The sequence below is a fragment of the Neobacillus sp. FSL H8-0543 genome (genome assembly GCF_038592905.1).
Taxonomy (GTDB): Bacteria; Bacillota; Bacilli; order Bacillales; family Cytobacillaceae; genus Neobacillus.
In genome coordinates this window covers 3,781,957-3,807,321 of the sequence record NZ_CP151943.1, presented here as the reverse complement: position 1 = coordinate 3,807,321, position 25,365 = coordinate 3,781,957, and the positions used below count along the sequence as shown (strand labels likewise).

Genomic DNA, 25,365 nt, shown 5'->3' with positions numbered 1-25,365 from the left:
CATCTGTTTTTCACAAAAGTATGCCTCATGACCGCTTCATGAGGTCTACTTTCATCTGTTTTTCACAAAAGTATGCCTCATGACCGCTTCATGAGGTCTACTTTCATCTGTTTTTCACAAAAGTATGCCTCATGACCGCTTCATGAGGTCTACTTTCATCTGTTTTTCACAAAAGTATGCCTCATGACCGCTTCATGAGGTCTACTTTCATCTGTTTTTCACAAAAGTATGCCTCATGACCGCTTCATGCGGGGCTCCATGAAGCAACCTTCCTCTTCATTTAAACCCACTTAGTTTCCGATGTATTTCGAATAGAGGGATTTTGCTGTCCCGATGTCATTTGTTCCATGGATCAACACTCTGCCATCCTTAAATAACACAATTGAAATATCTTCATTAGGTGAAAAACGCAATAAAAATTTGTTTCCAGTAACTTTTCCACTCTTCTTTAGCATCTCGGCTAACTTTATAAAATCCAGCTCTTGTTTATTCCTAAAATAAATTTGTACGGTTTCCCGGCCGCAAAGGGTTGTATAGGTTTCCTGGAGGTTGGAGGCGCGATCAAGGAAATCAAACTGCCGTTGTACGCAGGTAGGACAGTTTGGATTATTCCCTTCCGAAATATCCATTTGCAGGATCGATGAATCCCAAATATCCAACTGTTCAAGATTGGGGTTGGTCTTGGCACCCACTACTATCTTCATCACTTCCATCGCCTGAAAGGAGCCAATAATATCCGTTATCGGTGACAACACGCCAATCGTATCACAGGTCTCTCCTCTTCCCGATGGCACATGAGGAAACAGACAGCGGTAACAAGGGGTCTTTCCAGGTTTGATGACGGCAAACATCCCTCTCGAGCTTACTGCCGCCCCATGAACCCAAGGGATTCCATACTTCACGGCTACATCATTTAGTAGAAACCGAGTCATAAAATTATCTGTTCCATCCACAAGACAATCAAAATCAACTAATAATTCTTCCGCATTATCCAGATTTAAATCTGCAATCACCGCATCCACCATAACGTCGGAATTAATTTGATTCAATTTATTTTTTGCAGCAATCACCTTTGGGAGATTTAATTTCGCATCCTCTTCGTCAAAAAGTGATTGGCGCTGCAAATTAGATAACTCAACCACATCCCTATCAATTAACCTAATGTAGCCCACCCCAGAGCGGACAAGATGGTTTGCGATAACTGTACCTAATGCACCTACACCGACAATTGCCACCCTGCTCTTCAACAATTTCAATTGACCCTCTACACCTATATCTGGAAAAAGAATTTGCCTTGAGTATCGATCTAAATCTTTCACGCTAATTCCTCATTTCAAAAAATTCTCTTACCTAGTTAGCAGCAACTACTCTACGTTTATTCTACCAAATAATTTAATTTGAATATTATATAAATTTTAAATACTAAAAATTCAGATATGATAGTATAATATAAATTGGGTTAATCTATATAGTTTGGAGAAAATCCCCTATTTATATAGTAAATATAAATAAGAGATTTGTAATTATATAATTTGAAAGAGAGGGAAAAAACTTTGAATCTAGGTGGCTTTTTAAACAAAGAAGTAGTAGTGAATTTAACAGATGGCTTGATTGATTACAGAACAATCAACGAAGATGATGCTAAAAAGTACATTGGTGGCCGCGGCTTAGGAGTAAAGTATGTATTAGACAACGGTCCTGAAGTCGAACCATTATCAGCAGAAAACATGTTATGTATCATGACTGGTCCTGTCACTGGCTCTCGATCTTCCATGAGCGGGCGTCTATGTGTTGTTACGAAATCCCCCCTTACGGGAACAGTAACTGATTCACATATGGGTGGCTGGACAGCCGCACGATTAAAATGGGCAGGCGTCGATAATATTATTTTTACCGGAAAAAGCGATAAACCAGTTTACCTCTATATTGAGGATGGGAAAGCTGAACTTTGTGATGCTTCCGATTTATGGGGAACAGGTACAAGAGACACGATTAAGGCACTAAAAGATAAGTATGGTGAGCAAGATCTAAGTGTCATGGCTATTGGCCAGGCTGGGGAAAATACTGTACGCTACGCCTCTTTTATCAATGAGCATGATCGGGCAGCTGGCCGTGGCGGAACAGGTGCTGTCGCAGGCTATAAAAAGTTAAAAGCGATTGTCATCAAAGCCCCTCAAAAAGGAAATATGCCACAGCCAAAATTAGCAGCTGAAAATAAAGAGGCCAACAAAAAGGCGGTAAAAGCCATTCTGGACGGCGGTTTAACAGCTCCAAATAAAGGCGGGCTTTCCGTTTATGGAACGAACGTGTTAACAAACATCATCAATGAGGTTGGTGCTCTCCCTACAAAGAACTCCCAGTTCACTCATTGGGAGCATGCAGAAAAGCACAGCGGTGAGTATGTTAACCAGCATTTGCGTGTTGCCAACAATACCTGCCATGCCTGCCCTGTCGGCTGTAAAATCGAGGTTGAGGTTAAGGATGGCAAGTACAAAACAAGAGTTGAAAGCTTTGAATTTGAATCATCATGGTCCGTTGGTGCGAACTGTTTAGTAAGTGATGCCGAAGCTATTTCCTATTTGATTGACCGTTGTAATGAGTATGGTATCGATACCATTGAACTTGGCCATGCCTTCTCTGTAACAATGGAAGCTTATGAAAAAGGATTAATTTCTCATGAGCTTGTCTGGGGCGATGCTGATTCAATGATAGATTTAACAAAGAAAATTGCTTTCCGTGAAGGTTTCGGCGGGATTTTAGCAGAAGGGCCAGCAAAAGCAACCGCCTTATGGGGTGTACCAGAGCTTTCGATGTCTGTTAAGGGTCAGTCCATCCCTGCATATGACCCTCGAGGAATTCAAGGAATTGGTCTTGGTTATGCAACTAGTAACCGTGGTGCCTGTCACTTACGAGGCTATACAGTAGCTAGTGAAATCGCTGGTATTCCTGAACCAACCGATCGCCTTAAGCCTGAAGGCAAGGGTGAATTGTTAAAAATATTCCAAGATATGCTTGCATTCTCTGATTCTATGAATATTTGTAAGTTCTCCTCTTTCTCTGAAAATGCGGAGCATTACGCCGAGCAATACAGCTCAATGACTGGCGTTCCAATGACTGCTGATGATGTGATGAAAGCTGGGGAAAGAATTTATAATCTTGAGCGATACTATAACAACCTCGCAGGCTTTAATAAAGAGGAAGATGATTTCCTTCCTAAACGTTTCACAGAGGAGCCTGCATCAGGTAATAGTACAGGATCCGTCAGCCGTATGGATATTATGCTTGATGACTACTATCAAGTACGCGGTTGGAAAAATGGTGTTGTAACGGAAGAAAAGCTTCGTGAACTAGGTATTATTGATTCTGAGAGTCAACTAGTTTAAAATAGCAAAAGGCATCTGTAAGATTGTTTACAGCTGCCTTTTTTTATGGAAAAGGGGCGGAGCTACGCAAAAAGGCAAATCATTTTATCCAATAGGAGCCAAATATACATTTTTATCATTGCATGAAGTGAAGTTTAGCTCCGCTCACACCGCCTTTATTATGTTAGCCCGGCCCATTGAACTAATAATATTTCCATAGTAGATAGTGGCGCGCAACGCGGTTTTTGCTTTTGTAAAAACGACTAACCGCCAATTCTCGTTGTTTTAAATCGATATTTCTTAATAAGTTCACTAAGCGTTTCCTCATCTTCTGCTATAAAGCGAATCTGAACCGTATTTACTTTAAATACGGCGGTGAAGGAAATTTCTGCTTCCTCTAAAATTTCTCCACTCCAACTATCCGCCTTATAAATATAAGGAAATGAATCTGTTATTAGCTCCCCACCAAGTTCTTCAAAATACATTCCAAGATGATTTCGGTTTATTCCACGAAACTCTAACTTTCGAATTGGCATGTTACCCTCCTGCAACCGGTGGAAAAAGAGCAAATTGATCTTGTTCATCCACAATCGTCACGAGACCATCTAGATGAATAATATTTCTCCCGTTTATGTACACTTGAACAAATGGTAGCAGTTCTTTTTCTGGTGTGAATATTTCATCCTTTAGATCAGGAAACATTTCTACCATTTTATCAAGCATGTCGATAACCCGTTTCCCCTCAGACTGAACTTCTACCGAAACCCCGCCACATATCTCTCGGAGATTTGCAAACACACGAACTAGCATATAATCCACCCCCTCTATCTACTTAAATAGTAAAACGAATAGTCTAGAATGTCATCAAGTTTGTTTTGAATATTTGAAATAAATAAAAGCTCCCGAGAAATCTCGACAGCTTAATTTATTTTATCTTATGGGTTCATGAATGACATTGGTAAAGAAAATCCTAAATATAATACTAACGCTAATGCGATGACAAACTGAATCCAAAACACAGAAGTTTTTCTATTATTGATCACGCGTGACAAAATCATTTCAAACAATCCAATTACCCAAAGACCGACAACTGCTTTTAAAATATACTGGAAATCAATTTTAAAAACTTGAGTTAGCATCATTACACCTGTTGCAATGATTACCAGATATAACACTCTTAAAATCATCTGGACAATTTTTGCCCCTTTAGCTTTGCCACCTTTAATTAAGAAAAGAGCAACCACAAATAAAATAAGAGCTAAAACCCATCCTGTAATATGACCATGAATCATTTTATTTCCTCCTACTATGTAATTCATTATATGAAAACTATCATATCACAGCTTAAATAAAAAAACGAAATAAATCAGATTATTACAGTAACAAGCGTGTTTTTTCTTTTTTTTAGGCGAATGAATCACATTACACCAACCTCTTCATACGATAAAAGAGATAAAAATAAAAAAAGGGTGTTGTTTTATGCCAGCAATCGTAGGAGTTGCACAGGTCATTTCAATGGGAAGCAGTTCCGTTTTTCATATTGGTGATGTTTATAAAATCATGCCGTTTGCAAGCGCAAAGACTTTTTCCGGGTCTGGCTCTTTTAATACAGGAGAAAATTTAAAGGTCCATAACAACCTGAGCCACACAAACACAAATGACTCAGATGTTATCGACCAAGGAATTCTTCTAAATGCTTAATGAACGGGTGGTCTAAAAATGAACTTTTATATTCAACAGTCCATTCAAATTAATTATATTAAAATTGGCAGTATTACAAATTCCTCAGTCTTACAAATCGGCAGTGCAGGAATCATAAAACCCTCAGCCCATTTATATAACACAGGTGGTTTTACTCAACCAGCCCCATCGGCACAAACCGCCACAGCTGGAAGTCTTGAGAGTTTGGCTGTGCCGTTAAGCTTACGTTAGGAAGAGATTCAACTGTGAGGTGATAATATGTATCAGGATTATTCTCAATTTCTCCAATGGGTACAACTAACCATTCTGGCACAGGAAAATAGAATTTCATCAATGGAGCAGAACATTCAAAAATTGCTTGAAGAAGTAAAGCAATTAAAGGCTAAGCCTGGCATCAATGTTGAAAAAATCGAGTATAAATTTGATCAATTGAAGGTTGAACATTTAGATGGGACATTAAATGTTGGCTTGAATCCGTCCGATTTGGCAGGAATTGAGGACTTTGCGGTACAAAACCAGCCAGGTAATATCCCCTCTTCCCCTAAGGGTCAAATGCAAAGGTCGATAAAAATGGAAGAAGCACTTTATCGGTATTTAGAAACAGACCTTCCTGGTTTATTTGAGGATGCCCAAAAAAAGCTGAATGTTCAATTAGATGAATCGTATCTCTCCTTTATAAAACAAGATATCATTAAGCAGCTTCCCACAAGAATCGAATATCATCTTAAAGCGAATTCAAGCAAAGAACGAGCGGGAGAAATTCAAAATCCAGATGAGGCCATCCTTGAATTATTAAAGCAGGAAATTCAAAATGGAATCGTTGTCTTTATTAATCATTTACCAGATAATGTGAAAGGAATGAAGCCACAATGAACTTTGAAGTCTATAACCGTGACCTCCATGTTGAAAATATTAAAATCCTTGGTGTTGCAGCTTCATCGCTGGTACTGGTTGGCGACACCTACTCCATCCAGTTAGCGTCAGCCTTTGACACTCCTGCAGAATCGTTAATTATTGGTCCCTTCGTTCCATTATCAGCGGAAGCAGTCTAATTAATGCTTCAAAGAACATCAATTGTCGATACCATAAAGATAAAATCCGTTTTGATAGCATCAACTGTACAGCTTGGAGACTCCCGTATCATTAATGGTTTTTCACGGGCATTAGCCGTTCAAAGGGAAGTTGATACGTTTTTTGGAAATGAAGGGAATTTTTCATCCTATCCCGTGTTTTCAGAGCCCATTCCTTTTCAGCCGCTAACTGAACCACTCAACATTTCTACTCATAATTGCAATCCATCAATAAAGGTCCATAACATTGATATTACCGCGATTTCCGCCTCTTCCATCCTACATGTAGGGAACAGTGAGCATATTTCGATGGAGGCCAGGATTAAACATATCCGTCAGCTATTGCCAAAAGAGGAAGAAGAACACTGACGGGTATATGGGCATATAGTTAACTTAGGGCATAATTTTGAGTGAGTAATTGTAAAGGATGTTTTATGATGCCAGCGATTATCGGTCCAGTCCAAATTATTAATGTAAGTGGAGGGGTTGTGCAATTTGGAGATGCCGTGTACATTTCTCCAAAAAGTGCCTCTAAAACAAATGGTGGTTCTGGGGGCTTTAATACGGGGGGAATTAATATTACAGCTAACGGAATCAGTGGTACGAATGTTCTTGATACGAAGCTGATTGACCAGCCAATTGCGGGGAATAACTAAAAAACGACATAAACCTGATTTGGTTTTTGTCGTTTTTTATTTTGTATTAATTTATTTTTCAACCTTCAGCATATGTGCGCCATCAAAGAAGAATAGGTATCTTTCATTTACTTTTCTTTTCCATATTTGTTCTATCGCTTTTGTATATAAATTGATTTGAAGTCTGTATCGATCTTCTAGAATTGGTTTTGCTTGGGCAAAACCGCCTTTATAACGATCAGTTATTCCATCCGATTTGTAGTCAATGAGGACAAGACCATTCTCATCTTCAAACACACAATCAATAATCCCTTGGATAAAAACGGACTCTTCTGGACCGTTCCAGGCAGGATAAACATCCTTTGCAGGTAAGGAAAGTGTAAAAGGAATTTCACGATTCACTGCCTTTGCGTGGACCATTCTTTGACCAATTTCAGATAAGAAAAACTTCACAATTAACTGCGAATCGATTACTTCCGCTTGCTCAGCTGTTAGCAGTTCGTCGCTTACCATTCTATTCACCAGCTCTTCAATCACATCCGCATTAACTGACTCCGATAAATTAACATGCTGCATAACCATATGCAGTGCTGTTCCGCGTTCTGCAGGGCTTAGTGACTTTTCCTGCATAAATTTTGGTCGTTTGAGGATTGACTTTTTAAACTTGCTGACCAGGTCGGTTCCACTCTGCTCATCCGCCATTTCCCGCGCTCGTTTCATTTCAGAGACGGATTGCTTCGATCGATTGATCGAGGCATCAGGAAATGGATACTCCCAAGTTAATCGTGACTTTATTTCCTCTTTAAACAGTGACTTTACTGGAACAGTTTCCGTTTTCTCTACCAATTCAAGGAAATGATCCTCTTCTATTTCTTTTACTAATTCTTGTTTTTTAATTTCTTCCGCATACAAAAGTGAAACTTTCCATGATGAAGGATGACAAGTAATCTCTTTTGAAACAAGAGGGTTACCTGTTTCTCCTTGCTGTAATACAGAACAATCCTGATGCCTAATGAGTGCTGGACCAATCCAGTCGATATAACTGCTTGCAGATGCCCGTTCATAATCCTGCAGCAGCCATTCAGAATGAGCCGATACGTCATTCCACTGCTCTATCCTTTTATCTGCCTCTTTTAATGTTCCAATTAAATAGAGCTTTTCTTTTGCCCTTGTCAAAGCCACATAGAGGACACGCATTTCCTCAGCAAGCATTTCCATTTTCTTTTTTCGCTTAAAAGCAATCTGCGGTAAAGATAGATAGGAAATTCTTTTCTCGACATTTACATATTTAGCCGCAATTCCATATTCTTTATCGAGCATATACGATTTACGAATGTCCATCATATTAAAGTTTCTCGACATTCCTGCGATAAAAACAACCGGAAATTCAAGGCCCTTACTGCCATGAATCGTCATAATCCTAACAACATCCTCTTGCTCGCCAAGCGCACGTGCAGCTCCGAGGTCATCGCCTCTTTCCATCATTCTCTCAACAAAGCGCAGAAAGCGAAATAAACCGCGGAATGAGGTTTGCTCATATTGCCGTGCCCTGTCATACAAGGCTCTAAGGTTAGCCTGACGCTGTTTTCCGCCTGGCAGTCCGCCGACAAAATCATAAATCTGTGTATCCCGATATAACTGCCAAATTAATTCAGAGAGCGACCCCTGACGTGCTAACGACCGCCATCCCATTAATAATTCATAAAAGCGGCGGACTTTTCCATAAGAATCCTCGCTATTTTCCGTTGGTGTACTACGACAAAATGCCTTTACCGCCTCCCAGAAGGTACTCTTGGATTGCAGGCGAATTTTCGATAAATCCTCCTCGTTCAACCCGACAATCGGTGAACGCAGTACTGAAGCTAAAGGAATATCTTGGTATGGATTATCAATTACCTTTAATAGTGACATCATAACCGCTACTTCTGTTGCCTCAAAATAGCCGGTTGATAGGTTTGCATAAATCGGGATCCCTTGTTGTTTGAATTCTTCCATGATTTGCGGTGCCCATGTCATCGAACGAAGGAGAATAACCATATCTCGGTACATAATCTTTTGGTATGACTTTGTTTTGGGATTATAGACCTGTGTACCTGCTGCGACCAACTCTTTTATTTTCCCTGCCATTACTCTTGCTTCGAGCTGTGATTTTTCTAAATCTACTGCATCAAATTCAACTGGTTCCATTCCTGTTTCTGATGCAGCTGACTCTTCCTCAGATGGAGCTTCTTTTCCATCGTTATTTTGGTCTATTAACAATAGTTCCACTGGATAGGGCTCATCCTCAGGATAGGGGGCACCTGTCCGAAGCTCTGCCGCTTCATCATATTCAATTTCCCCCACCTTAACACCCATAATTTGCTTGAATAGATAGTTCGTTCCTTCAAGTACTTCTTTTCTGCTTCTGAAGTTGCGTGCTAAATCAATTCGCAAGCCGGATGCTTCACCATCTTGTCTAAAACGATTATATTTACCTAGGAATAAATTGGGTTCAGCTAAGCGGAAGCGATAAATTGACTGTTTGACATCACCTACCATGAACAGATTGCCTTCGATTTCATTTTCCTTGGCAACAAGCTTTAAGATGGTTTCTTGAACCATATTTACATCCTGGTACTCATCTACAAATACTTCATTAAAATGATGACGATAGGCTAATGCCGCTTCTGAAGGAAGAAAGCTTCCTCCCTCAGCAATTTCACCTGTTAATACTTCTAAACAATAGTGTTCCAAATCCGCATAATCAACGAGCCCTTTCTCCCGCTTCACTTTTTCAAAGCGCTTGGAAAACTCTTTGACAAGCTGGACTAGCGTGGCGATTAATGGTCTCATTTCTTCCATATCCCGCAGGAAGCTTTCTGGTTTTCTAGAAAATATCTCGTCCTTTATATCGATAATTTTCTTCTTAGCCTTGTCTCGAAACTTCTGAGCCTTATCCGTCAATTCCTTATCATACTCATCACCTTTCACCTGCTTTGCCCTAGAAAAGGACCAGGTTTGCATCGCTTGAAAAAGTGTTGACCATGAATCGTTTTTTGCCTGAATAAGTGTATCAATGACAGCAAGATCCTCTATAAAGTTTTCGGCTCTTGGGGCTGGACCGCCGGGAAGCTTCGTTATTTCTAAGCCCCGTTTAATTATTTCCTTCGCTCCCTCTAATTGCAGTTCAATATCGTAAAGGAGCGCTTGGATAAATGGAAGATCCTCCACGTTTGTTATACCTGCAACATCATACATCTCCCACATTGCATGTAAGTATTTCTCTGGCAATGGATTGGAACGTGCAAAGTCGTAAATGTCACGGACAATATCCATTAATGCTGCATCGCTTCGGTCACTTGTGAACGAATCCACGAGCTTGAAAAATGGCTCATTATCCTTTTTTCCATATTCCTCTTCAAAAAGCTCGTCCATAACTTCGTCTCTTATCAGTTGTGCTTCTGTATCATCGGCAATCCGAAAACCAGGGTCCACATCAATTTGATAATAGTACTTGCGAATAACCTCCATACAAAAAGAGTGGAGTGTAGAAATAGATGCTTTATTTAGCAAACTAAGCTGTTTTCGTAAATGTCTTGACCCCGGGTCATGATCAATTGCTTTTTCTAATGCTTCGCCAATACGATGGCGCATCTCTGCTGCCGAAGCATTCGTAAAGGTGACAACTAGCAGTTGATCCACATCAATGGGGTCCTCTTCAGAAAGGATCTTTTGAATAATTCTTTCAACAAGGACAGCTGTTTTACCTGATCCAGCAGCTGCTGCTATGAGAATATCCTTGTTTTTCGCCATAATCGCTTTCCATTGATCTTCAGTCCATGTTACACCCTCTGGTTTTGGCGGGATGACAAAACTACTCATTCTTTACAGCCTCCTTTCTGATTAAATCGAAGACTGTTTCATTCGATTTTGGTGTCAGGATTCGGTACTCGTTATCGAGTGATTCATCTATTTGGCAAACAGATTTATACGCACAAAACGTGCAAGGCTTCTTATCTTTTAGTTTATATGGATCAATTTCTACACGACCGTCAACAATTGCATCCCCTGTCTTCTGATACAAATGGCGGACGTAAGTCCTAAGGTCTTCAAATTCAGCTATACTCGCCACTTTTGATTTCTTGGTTAAATTGCCGTCTTTTTTTATTCCTGCCGAAATAATTTGTGAATCACCGGATTCCAGTGTTTGATCCATTAGCTGGATTACATTTTGGTCACCAAGCATTAAACCATTCATTTTGAATTTTTTCATAATCTCTTTTTCTATCTCATCGGCCGAAAGTAACTTCTTCGAGGTAATAAGCGGATTATGAACATGAAAATAAAGAACACCAGCAGGACTCGCCTTCATCTCAACAAGTTCCTTTGAATGGGTTATCACGATATCTAGGTAGGTTAACATTTGCAAGGCAAGTCCATAGTATACTTCGGTCAGATTAACATCCTTTTCACTTGATTTATAATCTATAACTCGTAAATAGGTACTATCATTTTCTGTCTTTGCCTGATCGACCCTATCAATCCTTCCTGATAGTTCCATCCTCTTTCCACTTCTCAATGAGAACGTAAGAGGAGGGAGCACGCCGTTTTTTCCAAATCCAAGTTCTAACCCCACTGGAGAAAAGCCGCTTGCTTTCGCGTGCTCACTTAATACCAATGATGCCCTGGTAATGATTTGCTCTAACTTGCGTTTAATATAATGATGGCGTTCAGAGCTTAGTAAAATTTCATTTTGCAATTTTGGTGCTAAGGCACTGACGGCTTCTCTAGATAACTCTTCGCATTGCTGTTTAGATAACTCTGCCCAGGAAATCTTTCTCTCATTTACAATATCGGAAATATGCTTTAAGGCTGCATGGAATAACTCGCCAATGTCTGGGGCTTCGAGGCGAAAAACCTGTCGTTCGCGAAGCTTTAGCCCATGCTGAGCAAAATGAGCAAAGGCACAGCCATTAAATAGCTCCATTCTCGAAACACTAGCCTGAATCGTCTCTCCGTACAATTCATCTGCAACATCTTTTGAGAGCTGCATCGTTTTATTCGAATAGAAGAGACTTGAGAGTATTTTTCCTGCCTGTGGCTTCCACATGCTTTCTATATAAAAATTATAAACATCCCACCACAGATCAGATATCGGGTAATTCCGTTTTTTCAACTGAAGCTGAGCAGTTAGGTAAGACATGGTTGTCCGGTAATTTGTTACAAAATCTAGCTGATCATCTTCTGCTAGCTCAGCAGGATCTGTGACATAATAATGTTCTGCAATGTCAGGAAATAAATCCTTTAATCTCTTAATATAGGAGGAAGGAATCAATGCTTTACCTTCATCATTAGCTAGCGGGTAACTCACATAAAGAATCTCTGAAGGAGTTGTTAATGCCTTATAAGCAAGAAAATTCTCATCTAATAGTCGAGTCCTGCTGCTTGGGGCTACTGTTATTCCTGCTGATAACAGCTGTTCGCGCTCCTCATCAGCTAATATTCCCTCTTCGGCAATTTTGGCTGGCAAAACCCCTTCATTAACACCTACAACAAAGGTTGCTTTAATATCCGTTAATCTTGATTTTTCTAAATCACCAATTAATACCTGATCAAGTGCTGGCGGAATAAGCGAAAAGTGGAGCGATTCAAATCCTGCTTCTAAAATAACTGAGAAGGACTTAAGAGAGACCTTCTCTTCCCCTAAGATTTCTACATACTGGTCTAACAGTTCAATTACCGCATTCCATACCTGGTCATGCTCACGCATTCTAACAAGATTTCCCTTTATCTCGGCAGCTATTTTCCAGTTTTCTAGTTTTGAAGCGATATCTAATTCTTCTAAATACAAATAAATGGCTTCACATAGTTTCCGACCCGTATCAGCCTTTTTTAAACGTCTGGATAGGCGCAAAATGGGTGCCGTTACCATGATTCTTAACTCATTCAGTTCTTGCTCTATCTCTTTTTCAGCGTCAGTCTGAACATTTACTTCCATTTCCAGACCTCTTATTCGACGATAGCTCCAACGATCCTTTTTTGTCCATTTGCTCCCCTTTATTCCCAGGGCAAGCACATAGTTCTCAAGTTTATCCATCTTCTCGCGCATTCTATCAGAGTTTTCCTCTAGCGGAAATAATAATTCTGTTTTAATTACCCTGAAGACTGGCTCATATCGCCAAAAAGAATTAATTACTTCAAGACTCGAGCGAATCAATTCTATCAAGGGGTGATTAAGCATTGTTCTTTTTTGATCAATAAAATAGGGAATTTGATAATCATTAAATACGGGCTCTAGCGTGTCATGATAATCCCCACCATTTCGAATCAATAATGCTATATCACGGTATCGATACCCCTTTGTTCGCACTAACTGACGAACTTCACGCGCAATTCCTTCAATCTCCGCTCTTCGATTAACAGCTTGACCAATATGGATGGATGGCTGTCCATGAAAAGGCACGGCTGGTCGGGTATCAAACTTTTCTTCTAAATGACGTAAAGAAGGATGAGTCCATTTTTCTTGCTCGGATAATCGAATGGGCTGCTCTATTTCAATTCCTTCTGCTTTTGCCATTACATAAATAGAAAAATAAGCCTCTCCAGATAATCTAAACAAATCAAGCTCATCTGGAACAGATTCATAGATTAATCGATCGGCTGTCAAAGAAATAGTTACTTTTTTGCAATGCTTCATTAATTCCTTTATCACCCTATATTCTTGAGGGGTAAAACTATAAAACCCATCAATATAAATTTCTGCTTCTCTTAAATACGCCGAAGAAGCCACCTTTTCGGAAAGCAATTGAAAATAGTCCTCGGCATCAATATATTTACCAAAGACTTCTTGTTCAAAATGAGTATAAATAACTTCCAAATCATTTAATTTATCTTTTAGCGCTTTTGCAGCTGAATCATCATTTCCACTGGTTGCTAATGATTCTTGTATTAGTTCTTCTGGGCGAATGCAATAGCGCTTAAATTCGGTAATCATCTGTTCTACTTGCTTTATAAATCCATTCTTATCTGCGGCTCGCTGGAATAATTTTAACTGGTCTTTTTGGTCTTCTATTATCTTACTGATTAGCATACTCATCCCGACACTGCTTAAATGGTAGCGACTGATGCCGCCAGTCTCTTGGAGGATACGCCATGCTAACCGTGAAAAGCTATATACTTGCGCACGAATCATTCCGCCTAGCACCGAGTCAGTTGATAAGCGATATTCTGATAAAAACGTCATCTGCTCTGGGACGATATAAAGAATCGGTGTTCCTTCTGGATTTTCAGATAAGATGTCTCGTATTTCATTCAGACACATAGTCGTTTTTCCACTGCCCGATCTTCCTGTTATCAATCTTAAAGGCATATTTTAACCTCGCTCTCCATAAAACTCTATAGCATTTATTCTATCATAAAAGGAGCACAAACGTTTGTATTCTTCCTTCGTATCTTCAAGCCAAAAATGGTATTTCTTAGACAGAGGCTTTGAAATTTGTCTGTTGATTTGCGCTCCAGGCACTTCACTTTCCGCGGGCGGTCCGGGAGCCTCCTCGTCACTACGCTCCTGCGGGGTCTCCCGCTGACCTGCACATCCCGCTGGAGTCTCGTGCCTTCCGCTCAAATCAACAGAGTTTGGAAAATCACCAATCCTAGGCACAAAAAAAAGAGCGGAGTTTATCGCGCTCTTTTCTGCTACAAACTATTTTAAAAGTCTACATCCATTTCTTTAAGCGGCCAATAACGGAGGTCGACTTTTCCGACGACTTGACTAGCAGAAATAAAGCCAAAGTGACGACTATCCCAGCTACCAAGGCGATTATCCCCCATTACAAATAACTTCCCTTCAGGCACCGTATTTTCACCTGTTTTATCCTTTAAGCTAAAATCTTCTGTTAACTTAATTCCCGGTGTATCCTTCTTATAAACGGTTAAGAATGATTCCTGATACTTTTTTCCGTTTATATATAATTGGTCATTTCTAAATTCAATTTTATCTCCTGGTAAGCCTATGATTCGTTTGACAAAATCCTCTTTTTCATTGGCATGGAAGACAATGACATCAAAACGGTTAAGGTCCCCAATATGGTAGCCTAATTTATTGACTACCAGCTTATTTCCTTCCTGAAGTGTTGGCATCATCGATTCTCCCTCGACAATATAATTAGAAAAGAAAAATGCGCGAATAAATGCAAAAATGATAATTCCGATGGCAAAAGCTTTAATCCATTCAATTCCTTCCTTTTTCCATTCAATCTTCATTGAGGCTCCTCCTCTTCTCCAATAGTTTACCTCTATCTATTTTTTCATTATCGTCATTTTCTATTGCTTTATTCAATCTTACTTCAATTCTTTTGCCAACATACCAAAGAATAAAAATTATTGCAAAAACAATTGCTGTACGATAGGGCTGGGATACCAGTGAACGAATATCATAGCCCACAAAACTGACAGTAAAAATCATCACCATTTTTCCGATTGATACTGCCAGCAGGTATTGATAGATGCTTATTTTTGAAAGGCCTGCCACTATGTTTACTACGACAGAAGGGGTAAATGGGAAGCAAAGCAGCAAGAACAGTGGCCCAAACCCACGTTTGTCTACCCAATCCATCAACTTTCGTACTTTAGGATGTTTTGATAGAAAGGAAAAGATTCGCTTTTGACCAAATCTCCTAATTAGTAAAAACAGCAGCAGTGCCCCTATACAGGAACCCAACCAAGAATATAAAAATCCTAACCATAATCCAAAAGCACTTGCATTGGCCAATACAAATATGACTAATGGCAGAAACGGTAAAAACGCTTCAATCATCGGCAGCAAAATTCCTGGGATTGGGCCAAAGGACCGGTATTCTTGAATTAAACTCATAATATTTTCAAGTGTAAACCATTCCTTGAATGCTTCAAAGTCCATCGATTTTTGCTCCTTTTAAAATATGCCTATTTGATGGTGATTCTTTTCCTAAGGCTCTTTTCTCAAACTTTATTGCTATTAAAATCAGAATAAAGGTGTTTTAAGCTATTTTCACCTATATGCTAATTTTCTATAGAGAAAAGAGCTTGTAAACTTTATTCGAAGTTCCAAATAGTTAGTTAAACGTAAAAACCGGCTTTTGGGTTTTTACAACACTCTTTACGAAAAGAGCCTCTCTAAGAAAGCTATTGTGTCATAAATTGATGGAAAGCCTCTTTATTCTGTTCCAAATCTATTTCCAAAACAAGACCTTCGCCTGTTATTCGTGTGTCTTTATAGCTATCTTGGACGGGTATTCTAAACGTCTCCACTACACCTCTGTCTTTTGAAAAGAAATCTTTCGCCATAAATAAGATATCTCCGGTATTCATATTTGTATTGACATAAGGTGTGACCACACCAATTAATTTAGGCAGTTTCGGTAGCGTCTGTATTCCTGAAAGCTGATCCCCAATCGCCTGTAATGCTTGTTGCTGGCGCTTCACACGACCAAAATCTCCAACAGCATCCTGGCGAAAACGGACAAAGCCGAGCATTTCCTCACCATTTAACCTTTGCAGTCCTGGCTCTAATGTCACACCAATCATTTCCTCCATTTTTTTCTCAACATTTATTTCAACTCCATTTGGAAAAGCTTCATCTATTAATTGAACAAAGCCTTCAAAGTCTACAATCGTAAAGTACTGGAGATCAATATCGAAGTTTTCCTTTATGGTTTTTCTCATAAGCTCAGGTCCGCCAAGCCTAAATGCCTGGTTAATCTTATGACTCCCATGACCTGGAATATCAACATAACTATCCCTCATAATCGAAGTCAATTTATAGGTCCCTTTATCTTCATTATAATGAGCAATCATGATTGTATCGGCACGTGCATCTTTCTCTCCACGAGTATCGCTGCCTAATAAAAGAATGTTAGTCGCACCATACTGATCTTTTTTTCCATTAAAAGTATATACCTGTTCAGTTACACCATTTTCATTATCTTGATTAATTTTTTTATTTGATTGGTTTATACCCTGCTTATATTGAAAATAAGAATAGCCTGCGATACCACCAACTAGTACAAATAATACAAGTAATACAGAAGTCCATTTTCTTTTCTTTTTTTTATGCTTTTCAGATCTCATTTAGCTCACCCATTTGCGTTTAATTTTTTATTTTGCTGATATCCTATTAAAGATTCTACATTTTTTTATTTTTCCCTACAAAATTTCCTTCTATTAAAAACTTTCTCATACTTGTACCAAAATTTGCAAATAAAAGACGCAAGCTTTTTAAGCATTGCGTTTTTAGAAGGAATTTTGTATGATTAACTAGAACAGACGTTCGATTAAATGATCAGAAAGGTGCCGATGATAAAATGACGAGAATTCCAGAAGGAGACAGGGATATTATGGAAAAGGCCATCTATTTGCCGATGGTTCTAATCGTCTTAAATCGAGATTTATCCGTTGTTGAAACGAGCCCATTTAAATTAAAGAAACCCTATCTAGAGCTAATTGAAGACACAATGAAGGCCATCCAGAAAGAATTGGCTGAGGTAAAACTCTATATGAAAAAGAATAAACTGCAAGTCATTGAAACTAAACGGGATGATGCCTTTACAATGTATATGTTTCTATACAAAGGCTATGAAGAATCACATAATTACTTTAATCCGAGAATACGGAATAAGGTTCAAGAATTAATTCAATCCTATTTCTTAAAAAAACATACATCCCATTAAAAATTTATTCTTCACTTTTACTATTTTTACCATACTTTGGAGACTTTTCAGATGCCTCCAATGCCAAAGGCCTGTTCATCAAATAAAATGACTTTTTTTGATTGTATTCAATTCTTTGCATGAGTTTCCATTTTAATGTTGCTGTATGTGATATTTGATTTTGAATGGTACTATATGCAACAGGGATTATATAGGACTGTTTATTACGAAAAATAATCAATGTTTCTTTAGGAGAAATGCGGAGCAGGTCCTTGATATGATCAAGTGAAATCCAAATACACTCCTCACGATTCGGTGATGCAGTAGGAAAGAAAAAAAGGTTGTTGGTAGGGTCGATGGCAATGGGAATTTTGTGTTTGGCATTAATTAACAGCATTGAACCTTTTCTGCAGCCTTCATAGTCGCTACCGAAACAGCTATTTTTGATGATATCAAGCGGTTTTAAAGGGGATAAAAATTCATCTTCAACTTCAATAATTTGGGAATAAACTTTATTTCCATACCTCTTAGGTTTAATAAACAACGTAAAAGGATTCACTTCATATTCTTCTATTTGTCTCTGCTTCAAAACCATCAGCTCCTAAATTGCATATTTTTTCCATCATATCATTTCTAATATTTTGTTAACTTATTTTTCAGAATTGTTACGAATTTATTCACAAAGTTGTTACGGAAATGTAATTCTGAAAATTATAAAAATTCGTTGATATTATCAGAAATATCCCATATAATAATAAAAAGCATCAGAGGTGATTTCCATGAATGAAAAATCATACACGGAATTAATGAAAATTGGTGCCATGAACCGTCAAAGGAAAGAAAACTACGTCCAGGATTTATACATTGATATGCTCTTATCAGAAATCCAACTAACCGTTCAAAAGGAAAAATTATTAAAGAAAATTGATTCTGCCATTGATCAGCGTGATCAGAAATGTTTTTTCCATCTGTCTAAACAGCTCACAGACCTAAACAAGCGCTTCGGAACTTAATGCTCCTGCCAAAACCGTCTAAAAAGACGGTTTTCTCTATGTACCTAAAATAAAGAATCAGGTACAAAAGCTGTACCTGATTCTTTACTTCGTGTGATTGGTTTCATATTCTTCCAGCATGGAAATACGATCTAGCATAGACGGATGACTATAGCGAAAAATCTTAACCAATAATGGCGGATTAACCTGACTTAAACCCGCTTTCGTTAGTTCCTGGAAGGATGTTATCGCAGCTTCTGTATCTTGGGTCATGTTAATTGCATATCGATCTGCCCTGGTCTCTTCATAGCGTGAAATAAAGTTCGAAAGCGGACTGGCAGCAAACATCAGCATCGAAAGGATCATAAAAAATAATGGCACTGATTTAAAATCCTTCACGTCTGCTATTTTCAGTTCTTTTCCCCAGCTTGCTACAGCCCAATTCATGATTCGATAGGTTAAATATAAACCGACAAGCGAGAGCATCAGATAGATAGCAATTCCGATATAGATATGTTTTTCAACATAGTGGGCAATTTCATGAGCCATAATAAATAAAATTTGATTATCCGACAATTTATTTAACGTGGTATCCCAAAGAACAATTCGTGCATTAGAGCCAATCCCGGTCACATAGGCATTTAAGGCATTCGTCTGATCGGCCATATTTACTTCAAATACATGTTCTGCAGGAATTTGAGCCTTTTCAGCTAAAGCTAATATTTTTATCTCGAGCTCCTTATTCTTTAACGGAGAAAATTCATTATATAATGGGTCAATGATAATTGGCTGTAAAAACATCATAAAAATAGTAAACGGAACCGATAATAACCAGCCATATAGCCACCATCGCTTCGTACTTTTCTTCATCAGCCAATATAGGACAGAGACAATAATCATTAATGTTCCATAATTTATCCAGAAGTCGATTAACTCTTCCTTCATCCATGAAGAAAAGGTCTGCGTTGAGATATTGTACGTCTTTGAAAGTGAATAACTAATATAGCTTAATGGGAATGTCGCCAAATAAGCGAAAAAAGATAACCAAATAAGATAAATCGCTGTTTGAAGCACCTTATAATTAGATGAACTTTCCGCCCACCGCTTGAAAGCTTTTGAAAAACCAAATAATAAGATGAGCAAATAAAATAGCCATTCCAGTGGAGTGGATAAGAAAAATAGCAGGTTTCTTATTTTCGAATATTCTTCACTTAACATTAATTCCCGTCCATTTAAAAAGGTAGCAGGATCTGCCTTCGTCCCTTGATATTCAAAGGGCAGACTTGTATCAGCAAAGTAAAATATATACCAATAAAAAAACAACCCATATAAAACATAGGCCAAAACCGCATAGACACCCATTTTTCTAACCATGTTTGTTTTGTCCCCCTTTTTGTACAGCCTCTCTATAGATAGTTTAGTTAGAAAGTAAGGATTTAGAACATACGAATAGAAAAAAGCCTCAAAAAAGACCGACTTAGAGAAAATAGGAGTATATGGATAAAACGGTAATTGCCCCTAGAACTACTACTATGATATTCGCTCCTATAAATGCAGCAAGGAAGGCGGCAGCTGCACCAACGACTCCATACCAGATATCATTCTCTTGAATTAAGAAAATTGCTGGAAAAATTAATGCCCCTAAAGTCGCAAAAGGGACGTTTTTTAATACACCTTGAATAAATGGCGGTAATTCCTTTCCTTTGAACAGAACAAAGGGCAGCATTCGAGGAATATATGTAACCAACCCCATTCCGATAATCATCCAAATAATTTCACTCTTCATGCTTCACACCCCGTTGCTTAGCTTTCCCGACCTCGATTAGTTCAATAATAACAGCAGAAAGAATAGTCGAGGTCACAATTGCCCATCCTTGTACCATGACTTGGCCTAGTGTAAAAATAGAATTAAAAACGGCAGCAAGTGTTGCTAGAAAAACCACTTTTACACTTTTCTTCATTGAAGGTACCAACAAACCGACAAACATCGCGTATAGGGCCACTCCCATACTTTCTTGTAGGGTTTGCGGAAGACTCGCACCAATGAGATGGCCTGCTCCAGTGAAAATGACCCAGCTGGCATAGGCAATTAAATTCACACCAAACATAAATCCAGTCGTAACCGTTCCATCCTTTGTTGCCACAACAGAAAAAGTCTCATCTGTTATTCCAAACGAGTAAACCAGCTTATTACCCAGATGGTCCTCCTCACACTTCTCATTTAAAGATGTAGACATAAGAAAGTGGCGAATGTTTACGATGAAGGTTGTTATGATTATTTCAACAATCCCTGTGCCATATGCGATGAGGCTCAATGAAATATATTGCGATGCACCAGCAAAGACAATCATGCTCATTAATATGGCTTCATAAATGGATAGGCCTGTTGTTTTTGCGAGAAGCCCAAAAGTCAATGCAATCGGAAAATAGCCTATTCCTATGCTAATACCTGCCTGTAATCCTTTTTTAAACTCCGAAGATTCTTTTCCTATTGCAAAATCTGTCAACTCTTTCCCCCCTGTACAAAAGTTCATTTAATAGATAATTCTAACAAATTTCTATAAATTTTTAAATATAAATAACATGAGAGGTTGTTGAGAAACTTTTTTAGGCTGTGTTTGACTTGGCTGTTGATTGGACCTTTAGAAGAGAGCTGAACAAACAAGAAATAGAGTTATTGAGGTTTACTTCAGTAAAATAAGGTATATTATATTTGTTGAATAGATTCTCTTTAAAGACAAGAAAAGTAGGTGAACAAAGTGGGAAAATATCAATTGGATTACAAAGGTCAGGTAGCTGTGACGAAGTTTCATGAAAAACAGACGCCTGCCAAATTTGATAAAAAGCAGCAACTTGAAAAAATGCGTGCGGAGTATTTGAAAAAGAAGCAAAAACAAACAGATAAATAATATGAATGAAAACATAGGAAGACTAAAATCTCCCTATGTTTTTCTTATTCGAAGTTCTTTTTTCAATTGCGATAGTTAAGAAACATTGTATTCATCGTAAGAACTAATATAGAATAATTTAAAATAATTGGAAAAATATACCTCGATTAAACAAACTGCTTGGTTGCCATGTTCTACTGCCCTTTGAAATCCGCCTTTCTTTTTTCGGCAAAGGCCTGTAGTGCCTCTAGTCGATCTTCAGTTGGGAGTGTGACTTCATATGCCTTGCGTTCAATCTGCAATCCCGTATTCAAATCCGTATTCATTCCATTTTTAATCGCAAATTTTGCCTGCTGAACGGCAATGGGACCATTTGCAAGTAATTGTGCAGAAAATGTAAGGCATTCCTTCAATAACTCTTTCCGTCCGACAACCCTGGTTAGCATTCCATAGGTGTCAGCTTCGTTAGCTGACAGTCTCCGTGCCGTTAGGATGAGTTCAAGCGCCCTTGCCTCCCCGATTAACCTTGGTAAGCGCTGGGTGCCGCCTGCCCCAGGTATAATCGCAAGACCCGTTTCTGTTAACCCCATAACGGCTTCTTCGGCAGCAATCCGAAAATCACAGGCCAAGGCTAATTCCATGCCGCCACCAAAGGCAAACCCGTTAATTGCTGCAATGGTTGGCTGCGGAAGCTGGTCAATCATCGTAAAGACTTCATTTATTTTATATAAGTTTCGTCTCACCTGCTCATCTGTAAGGTTTTTGCGCTCCTTCAAATCAGCACCGACACTGAATGCCTTTTCTCCTGCGCCAATGAAGATAACCACACGAATAGACTTATTGCTACGAATTTCTTCTACCTTCGCTTGTAATTCGATCAATGTTTCATAATTGAAGGCATTGAGGGATTTTTCCCGATTAATCGTAACGATTGCGACATGGTCATTTATATCAAATAGAATCTTCTCCATTGAAAGTTTCCTCCTCCTTAATCTTAAAGAAGGCAGGCTCCTGTGGCCTGCCTTCTTATTTAAGATTTGATTTCTACTTTTAGACCGTTTGAGTAACCTGAGCTTTCAAGGCTCTTCTTAGAATTTTTCCTGTTGTGTTCTTTGGAAGTTCTTCTAAGAAATCAATAGATACAGGAATCTTATATTTTGCTAGATGTTCCTTACAATAATCTAGTAATTGTTCTTCTGTAACAGCAGGATTTTTGCTGACTAAATAACATTTTACCGCCTCACCAAGGTTCGGATCCGGTACACCTAAAACGGCTACTTCAACAACATCCGTATGATTATAAAGCACTTCTTCGACTTCACGCGGATAGACGTTGTAACCGCCCACTATGATAATATCTTTTTTCCTGTCGACAATATAAAAATACCCCTCTTCATCCATTCTCGCAAGGTCACCAGTATAAAGCCATCCATCACGGATCGTTGCAGCTGATTCCTCAGGCATTTTATAATAGCCCTTCATTACATTTGGACCACGTACAATTAATTCGCCGACTTCGCCAGCTGGGAGCTCTTCTCCAAGTTCATTGACAATTTTATTTTCAACATGGAGGATCGATGTACCAATTGACCCTGCTTTCCGCGGACGGTCAAGTGGGTTGAAGCAAGTAACTGGCGAGGCTTCAGATAACCCATACCCTTCTGAAACGCGCACATTAAATTTTTGTTCGAAATTATTTAGTAGAGCAACAGGCATAGATGCACCACCAGAAACACATAGACGCAGTGTAGAAAGATCCTCAGGATTTGCATCCGGGAGTTGATAGAGAAAATTATACATCGTCGGTACTCCAGCAAATACAGTTGCCTGATATTCTTTTGCAAGCTCAAAAATTTCCTTTGGACTGAATCTTGGAACAATCAACATCGTTGCCCCGCTTAATAACGGTGCATTTAATGCCACTGTTAAACAAAAGACATGAAACATAGGCAAGGTCGTAATCACACGATCTTCATCATTCATTCTTAGGTATTCGCCAACATCCTTCGCATTGCTACTTAAATTCTTTTGAGAAAGCATCGCACCTTTTGGTTTCCCCGTTGTACCTGAAGTATAAAGGATAAGAGCGACGTCATCATCATTTAGTTCTGGACCTTTAAAGCTAAGTTCTCCGGAGGCAATAACTTCTGGAAACGATTTCATTTTGGAAGATAGTGATAAACTTTCAATTTGATGTTGTGCAATACCATTTTCGCTCGTTTCACAGAACACAAATTGCTCTACTTTAGGCAAGAATGTATGCATCTTTTCCGCCAAAGGAATGGCCATATCAAGGGCGACAACCACTTTTACATCACCGTTATTTAATATGTAACCGATTTCATCTGCTGTATATATCGGATTTACCGGAATAACTGTAGCACCTAACCTTAAGGCACCATACATACTAATGACAAAGTGCGGTGAGTTTCCAAGCAGCAATGCAATGTGGTCCCCTTGTTTTACCCCCAGTTTTTCAAGACCAGACGCAAACTTTGTAATCGCTGCATCTAATTCACGATAAGAAGTCTCTTGTCCCATAAAATAATAGGCTGGTTTACTTGCCATTTTTTTTGCTGTTTCATGAAGCTGAGTAGACAGATTCATTTTTTCCCCTCCCCTGTGAATGAGCACCCATTCACTAATAAGTAAAAACTTTCTAAATATATTATATTTTAAGAAATTTAAGTATTCAAGTATAAGATACTCAGCTTTTGACTGTAAATATCATAAAATATCCAAAAGAGTTGATTAACGATGAAATTTTAATACAAGGCTGTGTTAAGGACATCGTTGATTTAGTACACTCTGTTGATTGGAGCGGAAGGCACGAAGAACTCCTCGAAAATGCTACCGCATTTCCTTCGTGCGGTGAATATTCAAGGAAGCCTAGTCAATGTCCTGCAGGAGTACGGGGCTGGGGAGACCCCACAGGCGCTTTAGCGCCGAGGAGGCTCACCGGCACGCCTGCGGAAAGCGAAGTGCCTGGAGCTCCAATCAACAGACCTGTTTCACACAGCAAAAAAAAAACGGTGATCTGCATCACCGCGTAATCCTAATAAATTAAATTGATAAACTCTTCTTTTGAAATATTTCCAAAGTAATATGACGTATCCACATCTTTCAGTACTTCTTCCAGCTCGTTTTTTTCATAGCGTACATTAACAAGCATTTTCTCGATTTCACTTACATCGCCAACTCCAAAGAAGTCACCATAGATTTTACAATTTTCAATAACACCTTTGTTAACCTCTAAACGAACATCGATTTGCCCTACAGGGAAACGATGGGAGTGCTGAAGATTAAACTTCGGTGATTTTCCATAATTCCATTCCCAACTCTGATAGCGTTCCTTTGAAAGTTGGTGAATTTTCTCCCAATCTTCCTCCGTTAGAACATATTCCGTAATCTCTTCGCCTTCAAAAATATTTTGTAAAATCAGTGAGCGAAACTCTTCAATCTCCATTTTTTCTTCAAGAAATTCGGAAATATTAGCCACCCGGCTTCGAACGGATTTAATTCCCTTTGATTCAATTTTATCTTTCTTTACCCTTAATGCCGAGACAATATGGTCCATCTCCGAATTGAAAAGAAGCGTTCCATGGGAGAACATTCTGCCCTTTGTAGAGAATTGGGCATTTCCAGAAATCTTTCTGCCTTCAGCTAGAAGATCATTTCTGCCGCTTAACTCTGCATTGACTCCCAGCTTTCTGAGTGCAGCAACCACGGGCTCCGTAAACTTCCGGAAATTATGAAAGCTTTCGCCATCGTCCTTCGTGATAAAACTAAAGTTCAGATTCCCTAAATCATGGTAAACGGCTCCCCCACCAGACAATCTGCGAACAATATGAATTCCATTTCCCTCAACATATTCCGTGTTAATTTCTTCAACGGTATTTTGATTTTTCCCAATGATTATTGATGGTTCATTTATGTAAAATAATAAATATGTTTCATTAATATCAAGATTTTTCAATGCATATTCTTCAATCGCTAGATTAATTCTCGGATCGGTGATGCCTTTATTATCAATAAATAACATTCAATACTTCC

27 protein-coding genes are annotated in these 25,365 nt (G+C 38.8%); 11 read left to right on the top strand and 16 right to left on the bottom strand.

Annotation, left to right across the window (positions count from 1 at the left end):
- Nucleotides 1-290: 290 nt before the first annotated feature.
- The gene (locus NSS81_RS19110) at nt 291-1,319 is read right to left on the bottom strand and encodes a ThiF family adenylyltransferase (RefSeq protein ID WP_342430223.1); all 1,029 of its coding nucleotides are present in this window, start codon (nt 1,317-1,319) and stop codon (nt 291-293) included.
- 234 nt (nt 1,320-1,553) lie between these two features.
- Here NSS81_RS19110 and NSS81_RS19105 point away from each other — a divergent pair, with 234 nt between their 5' ends.
- Entirely contained in the window at nt 1,554-3,383 is a 1,830-nt protein-coding gene (locus tag NSS81_RS19105; RefSeq protein WP_342430222.1) for an aldehyde ferredoxin oxidoreductase family protein, read from the top strand.
- A gap of 242 nt (nt 3,384-3,625) precedes the next feature.
- Here the strand turns inward: NSS81_RS19105 and NSS81_RS19100 are convergent, their stop codons facing one another.
- The 3 genes from NSS81_RS19100 to NSS81_RS19090 all read right to left on the bottom strand — a co-directional run bounded on the left by NSS81_RS19100 (nt 3,626) and on the right by NSS81_RS19090 (nt 4,654).
- Nucleotides 3,626-3,898, bottom strand: a complete 273-nt coding sequence (locus NSS81_RS19100; RefSeq protein ID WP_342430221.1) for a hypothetical protein — start codon at nt 3,896-3,898, stop codon at nt 3,626-3,628.
- A 1-nt stretch (nt 3,899) separates the two neighbouring features.
- Nucleotides 3,900-4,172, bottom strand: a complete 273-nt coding sequence (locus NSS81_RS19095) for a ubiquitin-like small modifier protein 1 (protein WP_342430220.1) — start codon at nt 4,170-4,172, stop codon at nt 3,900-3,902.
- Nucleotides 4,173-4,297: 125 nt separating this feature from the next.
- Nucleotides 4,298-4,654 carry a YisL family protein gene (locus tag NSS81_RS19090; RefSeq protein WP_342430219.1) on the bottom strand — a complete coding sequence of 119 codons (357 nt, stop codon included), beginning with the start codon at nt 4,652-4,654 and terminating at the stop codon, nt 4,298-4,300.
- A gap of 187 nt (nt 4,655-4,841) precedes the next feature.
- Between NSS81_RS19090 and NSS81_RS19085 the strand changes: the two genes are divergently transcribed.
- The 6 genes from NSS81_RS19085 to NSS81_RS19060 all read left to right on the top strand — a co-directional run bounded on the left by NSS81_RS19085 (nt 4,842) and on the right by NSS81_RS19060 (nt 6,789).
- The gene (locus NSS81_RS19085; RefSeq protein ID WP_342430218.1) at nt 4,842-5,063 is read left to right on the top strand and encodes a spore germination protein; all 222 of its coding nucleotides are present in this window, start codon (nt 4,842-4,844) and stop codon (nt 5,061-5,063) included.
- A gap of 18 nt (nt 5,064-5,081) precedes the next feature.
- A complete protein-coding gene (locus tag NSS81_RS19080; RefSeq protein WP_342430217.1) occupies nt 5,082-5,294 on the top strand; it encodes a spore germination protein GerPB in 213 nt (70 codons plus the stop codon).
- 27 nt (nt 5,295-5,321) lie between these two features.
- Complete coding sequence (gene gerPC, locus NSS81_RS19075; RefSeq protein WP_342430215.1) at nt 5,322-5,936, top strand: spore germination protein GerPC; 615 nt, start codon at nt 5,322-5,324, stop codon at nt 5,934-5,936.
- Nucleotides 5,933-6,115, top strand: a complete 183-nt coding sequence (locus tag NSS81_RS19070; protein ID WP_342430214.1) for a spore gernimation protein GerPD — start codon at nt 5,933-5,935, stop codon at nt 6,113-6,115. Before gerPC ends, NSS81_RS19070 begins: the two co-directional genes overlap by 4 nt.
- Before the next feature lie 3 nt (nt 6,116-6,118).
- Nucleotides 6,119-6,502, top strand: a complete 384-nt coding sequence (locus tag NSS81_RS19065; RefSeq protein WP_342430213.1) for a spore germination protein GerPE — start codon at nt 6,119-6,121, stop codon at nt 6,500-6,502.
- A 68-nt stretch (nt 6,503-6,570) separates the two neighbouring features.
- Complete coding sequence (locus tag NSS81_RS19060; protein ID WP_342434076.1) at nt 6,571-6,789, top strand: spore germination protein; 219 nt, start codon at nt 6,571-6,573, stop codon at nt 6,787-6,789.
- 51 nt (nt 6,790-6,840) lie between these two features.
- On the opposite strand, the gene addA is transcribed toward NSS81_RS19060, so the two are convergent.
- The 5 genes from addA to NSS81_RS19035 form a co-directional block, all read right to left on the bottom strand.
- Nucleotides 6,841-10,629 (bottom strand): helicase-exonuclease AddAB subunit AddA, encoded by a 3,789-nt coding sequence (addA, locus tag NSS81_RS19055; RefSeq protein WP_342430212.1) that lies wholly within the window; start codon nt 10,627-10,629, stop codon nt 6,841-6,843.
- Nucleotides 10,622-14,116 carry a helicase-exonuclease AddAB subunit AddB gene (gene addB / locus NSS81_RS19050; RefSeq protein ID WP_342430211.1) on the bottom strand — a complete coding sequence of 1,165 codons (3,495 nt, stop codon included), beginning with the start codon at nt 14,114-14,116 and terminating at the stop codon, nt 10,622-10,624. The genes addA and addB overlap by 8 nt, the downstream gene beginning before the upstream one ends.
- A 338-nt stretch (nt 14,117-14,454) precedes the next feature.
- Nucleotides 14,455-15,009, bottom strand: a complete 555-nt coding sequence (gene lepB / locus NSS81_RS19045; RefSeq protein WP_342430210.1) for a signal peptidase I — start codon at nt 15,007-15,009, stop codon at nt 14,455-14,457.
- A complete protein-coding gene (locus NSS81_RS19040) occupies nt 14,999-15,664 on the bottom strand; it encodes a TVP38/TMEM64 family protein (RefSeq protein ID WP_342430209.1) in 666 nt (221 codons plus the stop codon). The genes lepB and NSS81_RS19040 overlap by 11 nt, the downstream gene beginning before the upstream one ends.
- Before the next feature lie 245 nt (nt 15,665-15,909).
- On the bottom strand, nt 15,910-16,854 hold the full coding sequence (locus NSS81_RS19035) for an LCP family protein (RefSeq protein ID WP_342430208.1): 945 nt from the start codon (nt 16,852-16,854) through the stop codon (nt 15,910-15,912).
- 233 nt (nt 16,855-17,087) lie between these two features.
- Here NSS81_RS19035 and NSS81_RS19030 point away from each other — a divergent pair, with 233 nt between their 5' ends.
- On the top strand, nt 17,088-17,453 hold the full coding sequence (locus NSS81_RS19030; RefSeq protein ID WP_342430207.1) for a hypothetical protein: 366 nt from the start codon (nt 17,088-17,090) through the stop codon (nt 17,451-17,453).
- A gap of 4 nt (nt 17,454-17,457) precedes the next feature.
- Here the strand turns inward: NSS81_RS19030 and NSS81_RS19025 are convergent, their stop codons facing one another.
- Nucleotides 17,458-18,021: a competence protein ComK gene (locus tag NSS81_RS19025; RefSeq protein ID WP_342430206.1), complete on the bottom strand. Its 564-nt coding sequence runs from the start codon at nt 18,019-18,021 to the stop codon at nt 17,458-17,460.
- Nucleotides 18,022-18,211: 190 nt separating this feature from the next.
- Here NSS81_RS19025 and NSS81_RS19020 point away from each other — a divergent pair, with 190 nt between their 5' ends.
- Complete coding sequence (locus tag NSS81_RS19020; RefSeq protein WP_342430205.1) at nt 18,212-18,445, top strand: IDEAL domain-containing protein; 234 nt, start codon at nt 18,212-18,214, stop codon at nt 18,443-18,445.
- 84 nt (nt 18,446-18,529) lie between these two features.
- On the opposite strand, the gene NSS81_RS19015 is transcribed toward NSS81_RS19020, so the two are convergent.
- From NSS81_RS19015 to NSS81_RS19005, 3 genes are all read right to left on the bottom strand, one after another.
- Nucleotides 18,530-19,798 (bottom strand): M48 family metallopeptidase, encoded by a 1,269-nt coding sequence (locus NSS81_RS19015; protein WP_342430204.1) that lies wholly within the window; start codon nt 19,796-19,798, stop codon nt 18,530-18,532.
- A 103-nt stretch (nt 19,799-19,901) separates the two neighbouring features.
- Nucleotides 19,902-20,210, bottom strand: a complete 309-nt coding sequence (locus tag NSS81_RS19010) for an AzlD domain-containing protein (protein ID WP_342430203.1) — start codon at nt 20,208-20,210, stop codon at nt 19,902-19,904.
- Nucleotides 20,200-20,931 (bottom strand): AzlC family ABC transporter permease, encoded by a 732-nt coding sequence (locus NSS81_RS19005; protein WP_342430202.1) that lies wholly within the window; start codon nt 20,929-20,931, stop codon nt 20,200-20,202. Before NSS81_RS19005 ends, NSS81_RS19010 begins: the two co-directional genes overlap by 11 nt.
- 252 nt (nt 20,932-21,183) lie before the next feature.
- Here NSS81_RS19005 and NSS81_RS19000 point away from each other — a divergent pair, with 252 nt between their 5' ends.
- Nucleotides 21,184-21,333 carry a hypothetical protein gene (locus tag NSS81_RS19000; RefSeq protein ID WP_095251033.1) on the top strand — a complete coding sequence of 50 codons (150 nt, stop codon included), beginning with the start codon at nt 21,184-21,186 and terminating at the stop codon, nt 21,331-21,333.
- Nucleotides 21,334-21,506: 173 nt separating this feature from the next.
- On the opposite strand, the gene NSS81_RS18995 is transcribed toward NSS81_RS19000, so the two are convergent.
- A complete protein-coding gene (locus NSS81_RS18995; RefSeq protein WP_342430201.1) occupies nt 21,507-22,283 on the bottom strand; it encodes an enoyl-CoA hydratase-related protein in 777 nt (258 codons plus the stop codon).
- Nucleotides 22,284-22,362: 79 nt separating this feature from the next.
- Nucleotides 22,363-23,919, bottom strand: a complete 1,557-nt coding sequence (locus NSS81_RS18990; protein ID WP_342430200.1) for a fatty acid--CoA ligase family protein — start codon at nt 23,917-23,919, stop codon at nt 22,363-22,365.
- A gap of 107 nt (nt 23,920-24,026) precedes the next feature.
- Between NSS81_RS18990 and NSS81_RS18985 the strand changes: the two genes are divergently transcribed.
- A complete protein-coding gene (locus NSS81_RS18985; RefSeq protein ID WP_342430199.1) occupies nt 24,027-24,365 on the top strand; it encodes a hypothetical protein in 339 nt (112 codons plus the stop codon).
- A 2-nt stretch (nt 24,366-24,367) separates the two neighbouring features.
- Here NSS81_RS18985 and NSS81_RS18980 read toward each other — a convergent pair whose 3' ends face one another.
- On the bottom strand, nt 24,368-25,354 hold the full coding sequence (locus NSS81_RS18980) for a lipoate--protein ligase (protein WP_342430198.1): 987 nt from the start codon (nt 25,352-25,354) through the stop codon (nt 24,368-24,370).
- Nucleotides 25,355-25,365 lie beyond the last annotated feature (11 nt).

Bases quoted from the DNA above. Each gene is read 5' to 3' on its own strand.
- NSS81_RS19020 (WP_342430205.1), top strand. From the start codon at position 18,212: ATGAATGAAAAATCATACACGGAATTAATGAAAATTGGTGCCATGAAC.
- NSS81_RS19015 (WP_342430204.1), bottom strand. From the start codon at position 19,798: ATGGTTAGAAAAATGGGTGTCTATGCGGTTTTGGCCTATGTTTTATAT.
- NSS81_RS19035 (WP_342430208.1), bottom strand. From the start codon at position 16,854: ATGAGATCTGAAAAGCATAAAAAAAAGAAAAGAAAATGGACTTCTGTA.
- NSS81_RS18995 (WP_342430201.1), bottom strand. From the start codon at position 22,283: ATGGAGAAGATTCTATTTGATATAAATGACCATGTCGCAATCGTTACG.
- NSS81_RS19100 (WP_342430221.1), bottom strand. From the start codon at position 3,898: ATGCCAATTCGAAAGTTAGAGTTTCGTGGAATAAACCGAAATCATCTT.
- NSS81_RS18990 (WP_342430200.1), bottom strand. From the start codon at position 23,919: ATGAATCTGTCTACTCAGCTTCATGAAACAGCAAAAAAAATGGCAAGT.
- NSS81_RS19030 (WP_342430207.1), top strand. From the start codon at position 17,088: ATGACGAGAATTCCAGAAGGAGACAGGGATATTATGGAAAAGGCCATC.
- addA (WP_342430212.1), bottom strand. From the start codon at position 10,629: ATGAGTAGTTTTGTCATCCCGCCAAAACCAGAGGGTGTAACATGGACT.
- NSS81_RS19060 (WP_342434076.1), top strand. From the start codon at position 6,571: ATGCCAGCGATTATCGGTCCAGTCCAAATTATTAATGTAAGTGGAGGG.
- NSS81_RS19010 (WP_342430203.1), bottom strand. From the start codon at position 20,210: ATGAAGAGTGAAATTATTTGGATGATTATCGGAATGGGGTTGGTTACA.
- NSS81_RS19040 (WP_342430209.1), bottom strand. From the start codon at position 15,664: ATGGACTTTGAAGCATTCAAGGAATGGTTTACACTTGAAAATATTATG.
- NSS81_RS18980 (WP_342430198.1), bottom strand. From the start codon at position 25,354: ATGTTATTTATTGATAATAAAGGCATCACCGATCCGAGAATTAATCTA.
- NSS81_RS19085 (WP_342430218.1), top strand. From the start codon at position 4,842: ATGCCAGCAATCGTAGGAGTTGCACAGGTCATTTCAATGGGAAGCAGT.
- NSS81_RS19065 (WP_342430213.1), top strand. From the start codon at position 6,119: ATGCTTCAAAGAACATCAATTGTCGATACCATAAAGATAAAATCCGTT.
- NSS81_RS19080 (WP_342430217.1), top strand. From the start codon at position 5,082: ATGAACTTTTATATTCAACAGTCCATTCAAATTAATTATATTAAAATT.
- NSS81_RS19090 (WP_342430219.1), bottom strand. From the start codon at position 4,654: ATGATTCATGGTCATATTACAGGATGGGTTTTAGCTCTTATTTTATTT.
- NSS81_RS19095 (WP_342430220.1), bottom strand. From the start codon at position 4,172: ATGCTAGTTCGTGTGTTTGCAAATCTCCGAGAGATATGTGGCGGGGTT.
- gerPC (WP_342430215.1), top strand. From the start codon at position 5,322: ATGTATCAGGATTATTCTCAATTTCTCCAATGGGTACAACTAACCATT.
- lepB (WP_342430210.1), bottom strand. From the start codon at position 15,009: ATGAAGATTGAATGGAAAAAGGAAGGAATTGAATGGATTAAAGCTTTT.
- NSS81_RS19070 (WP_342430214.1), top strand. From the start codon at position 5,933: ATGAACTTTGAAGTCTATAACCGTGACCTCCATGTTGAAAATATTAAA.
- addB (WP_342430211.1), bottom strand. From the start codon at position 14,116: ATGCCTTTAAGATTGATAACAGGAAGATCGGGCAGTGGAAAAACGACT.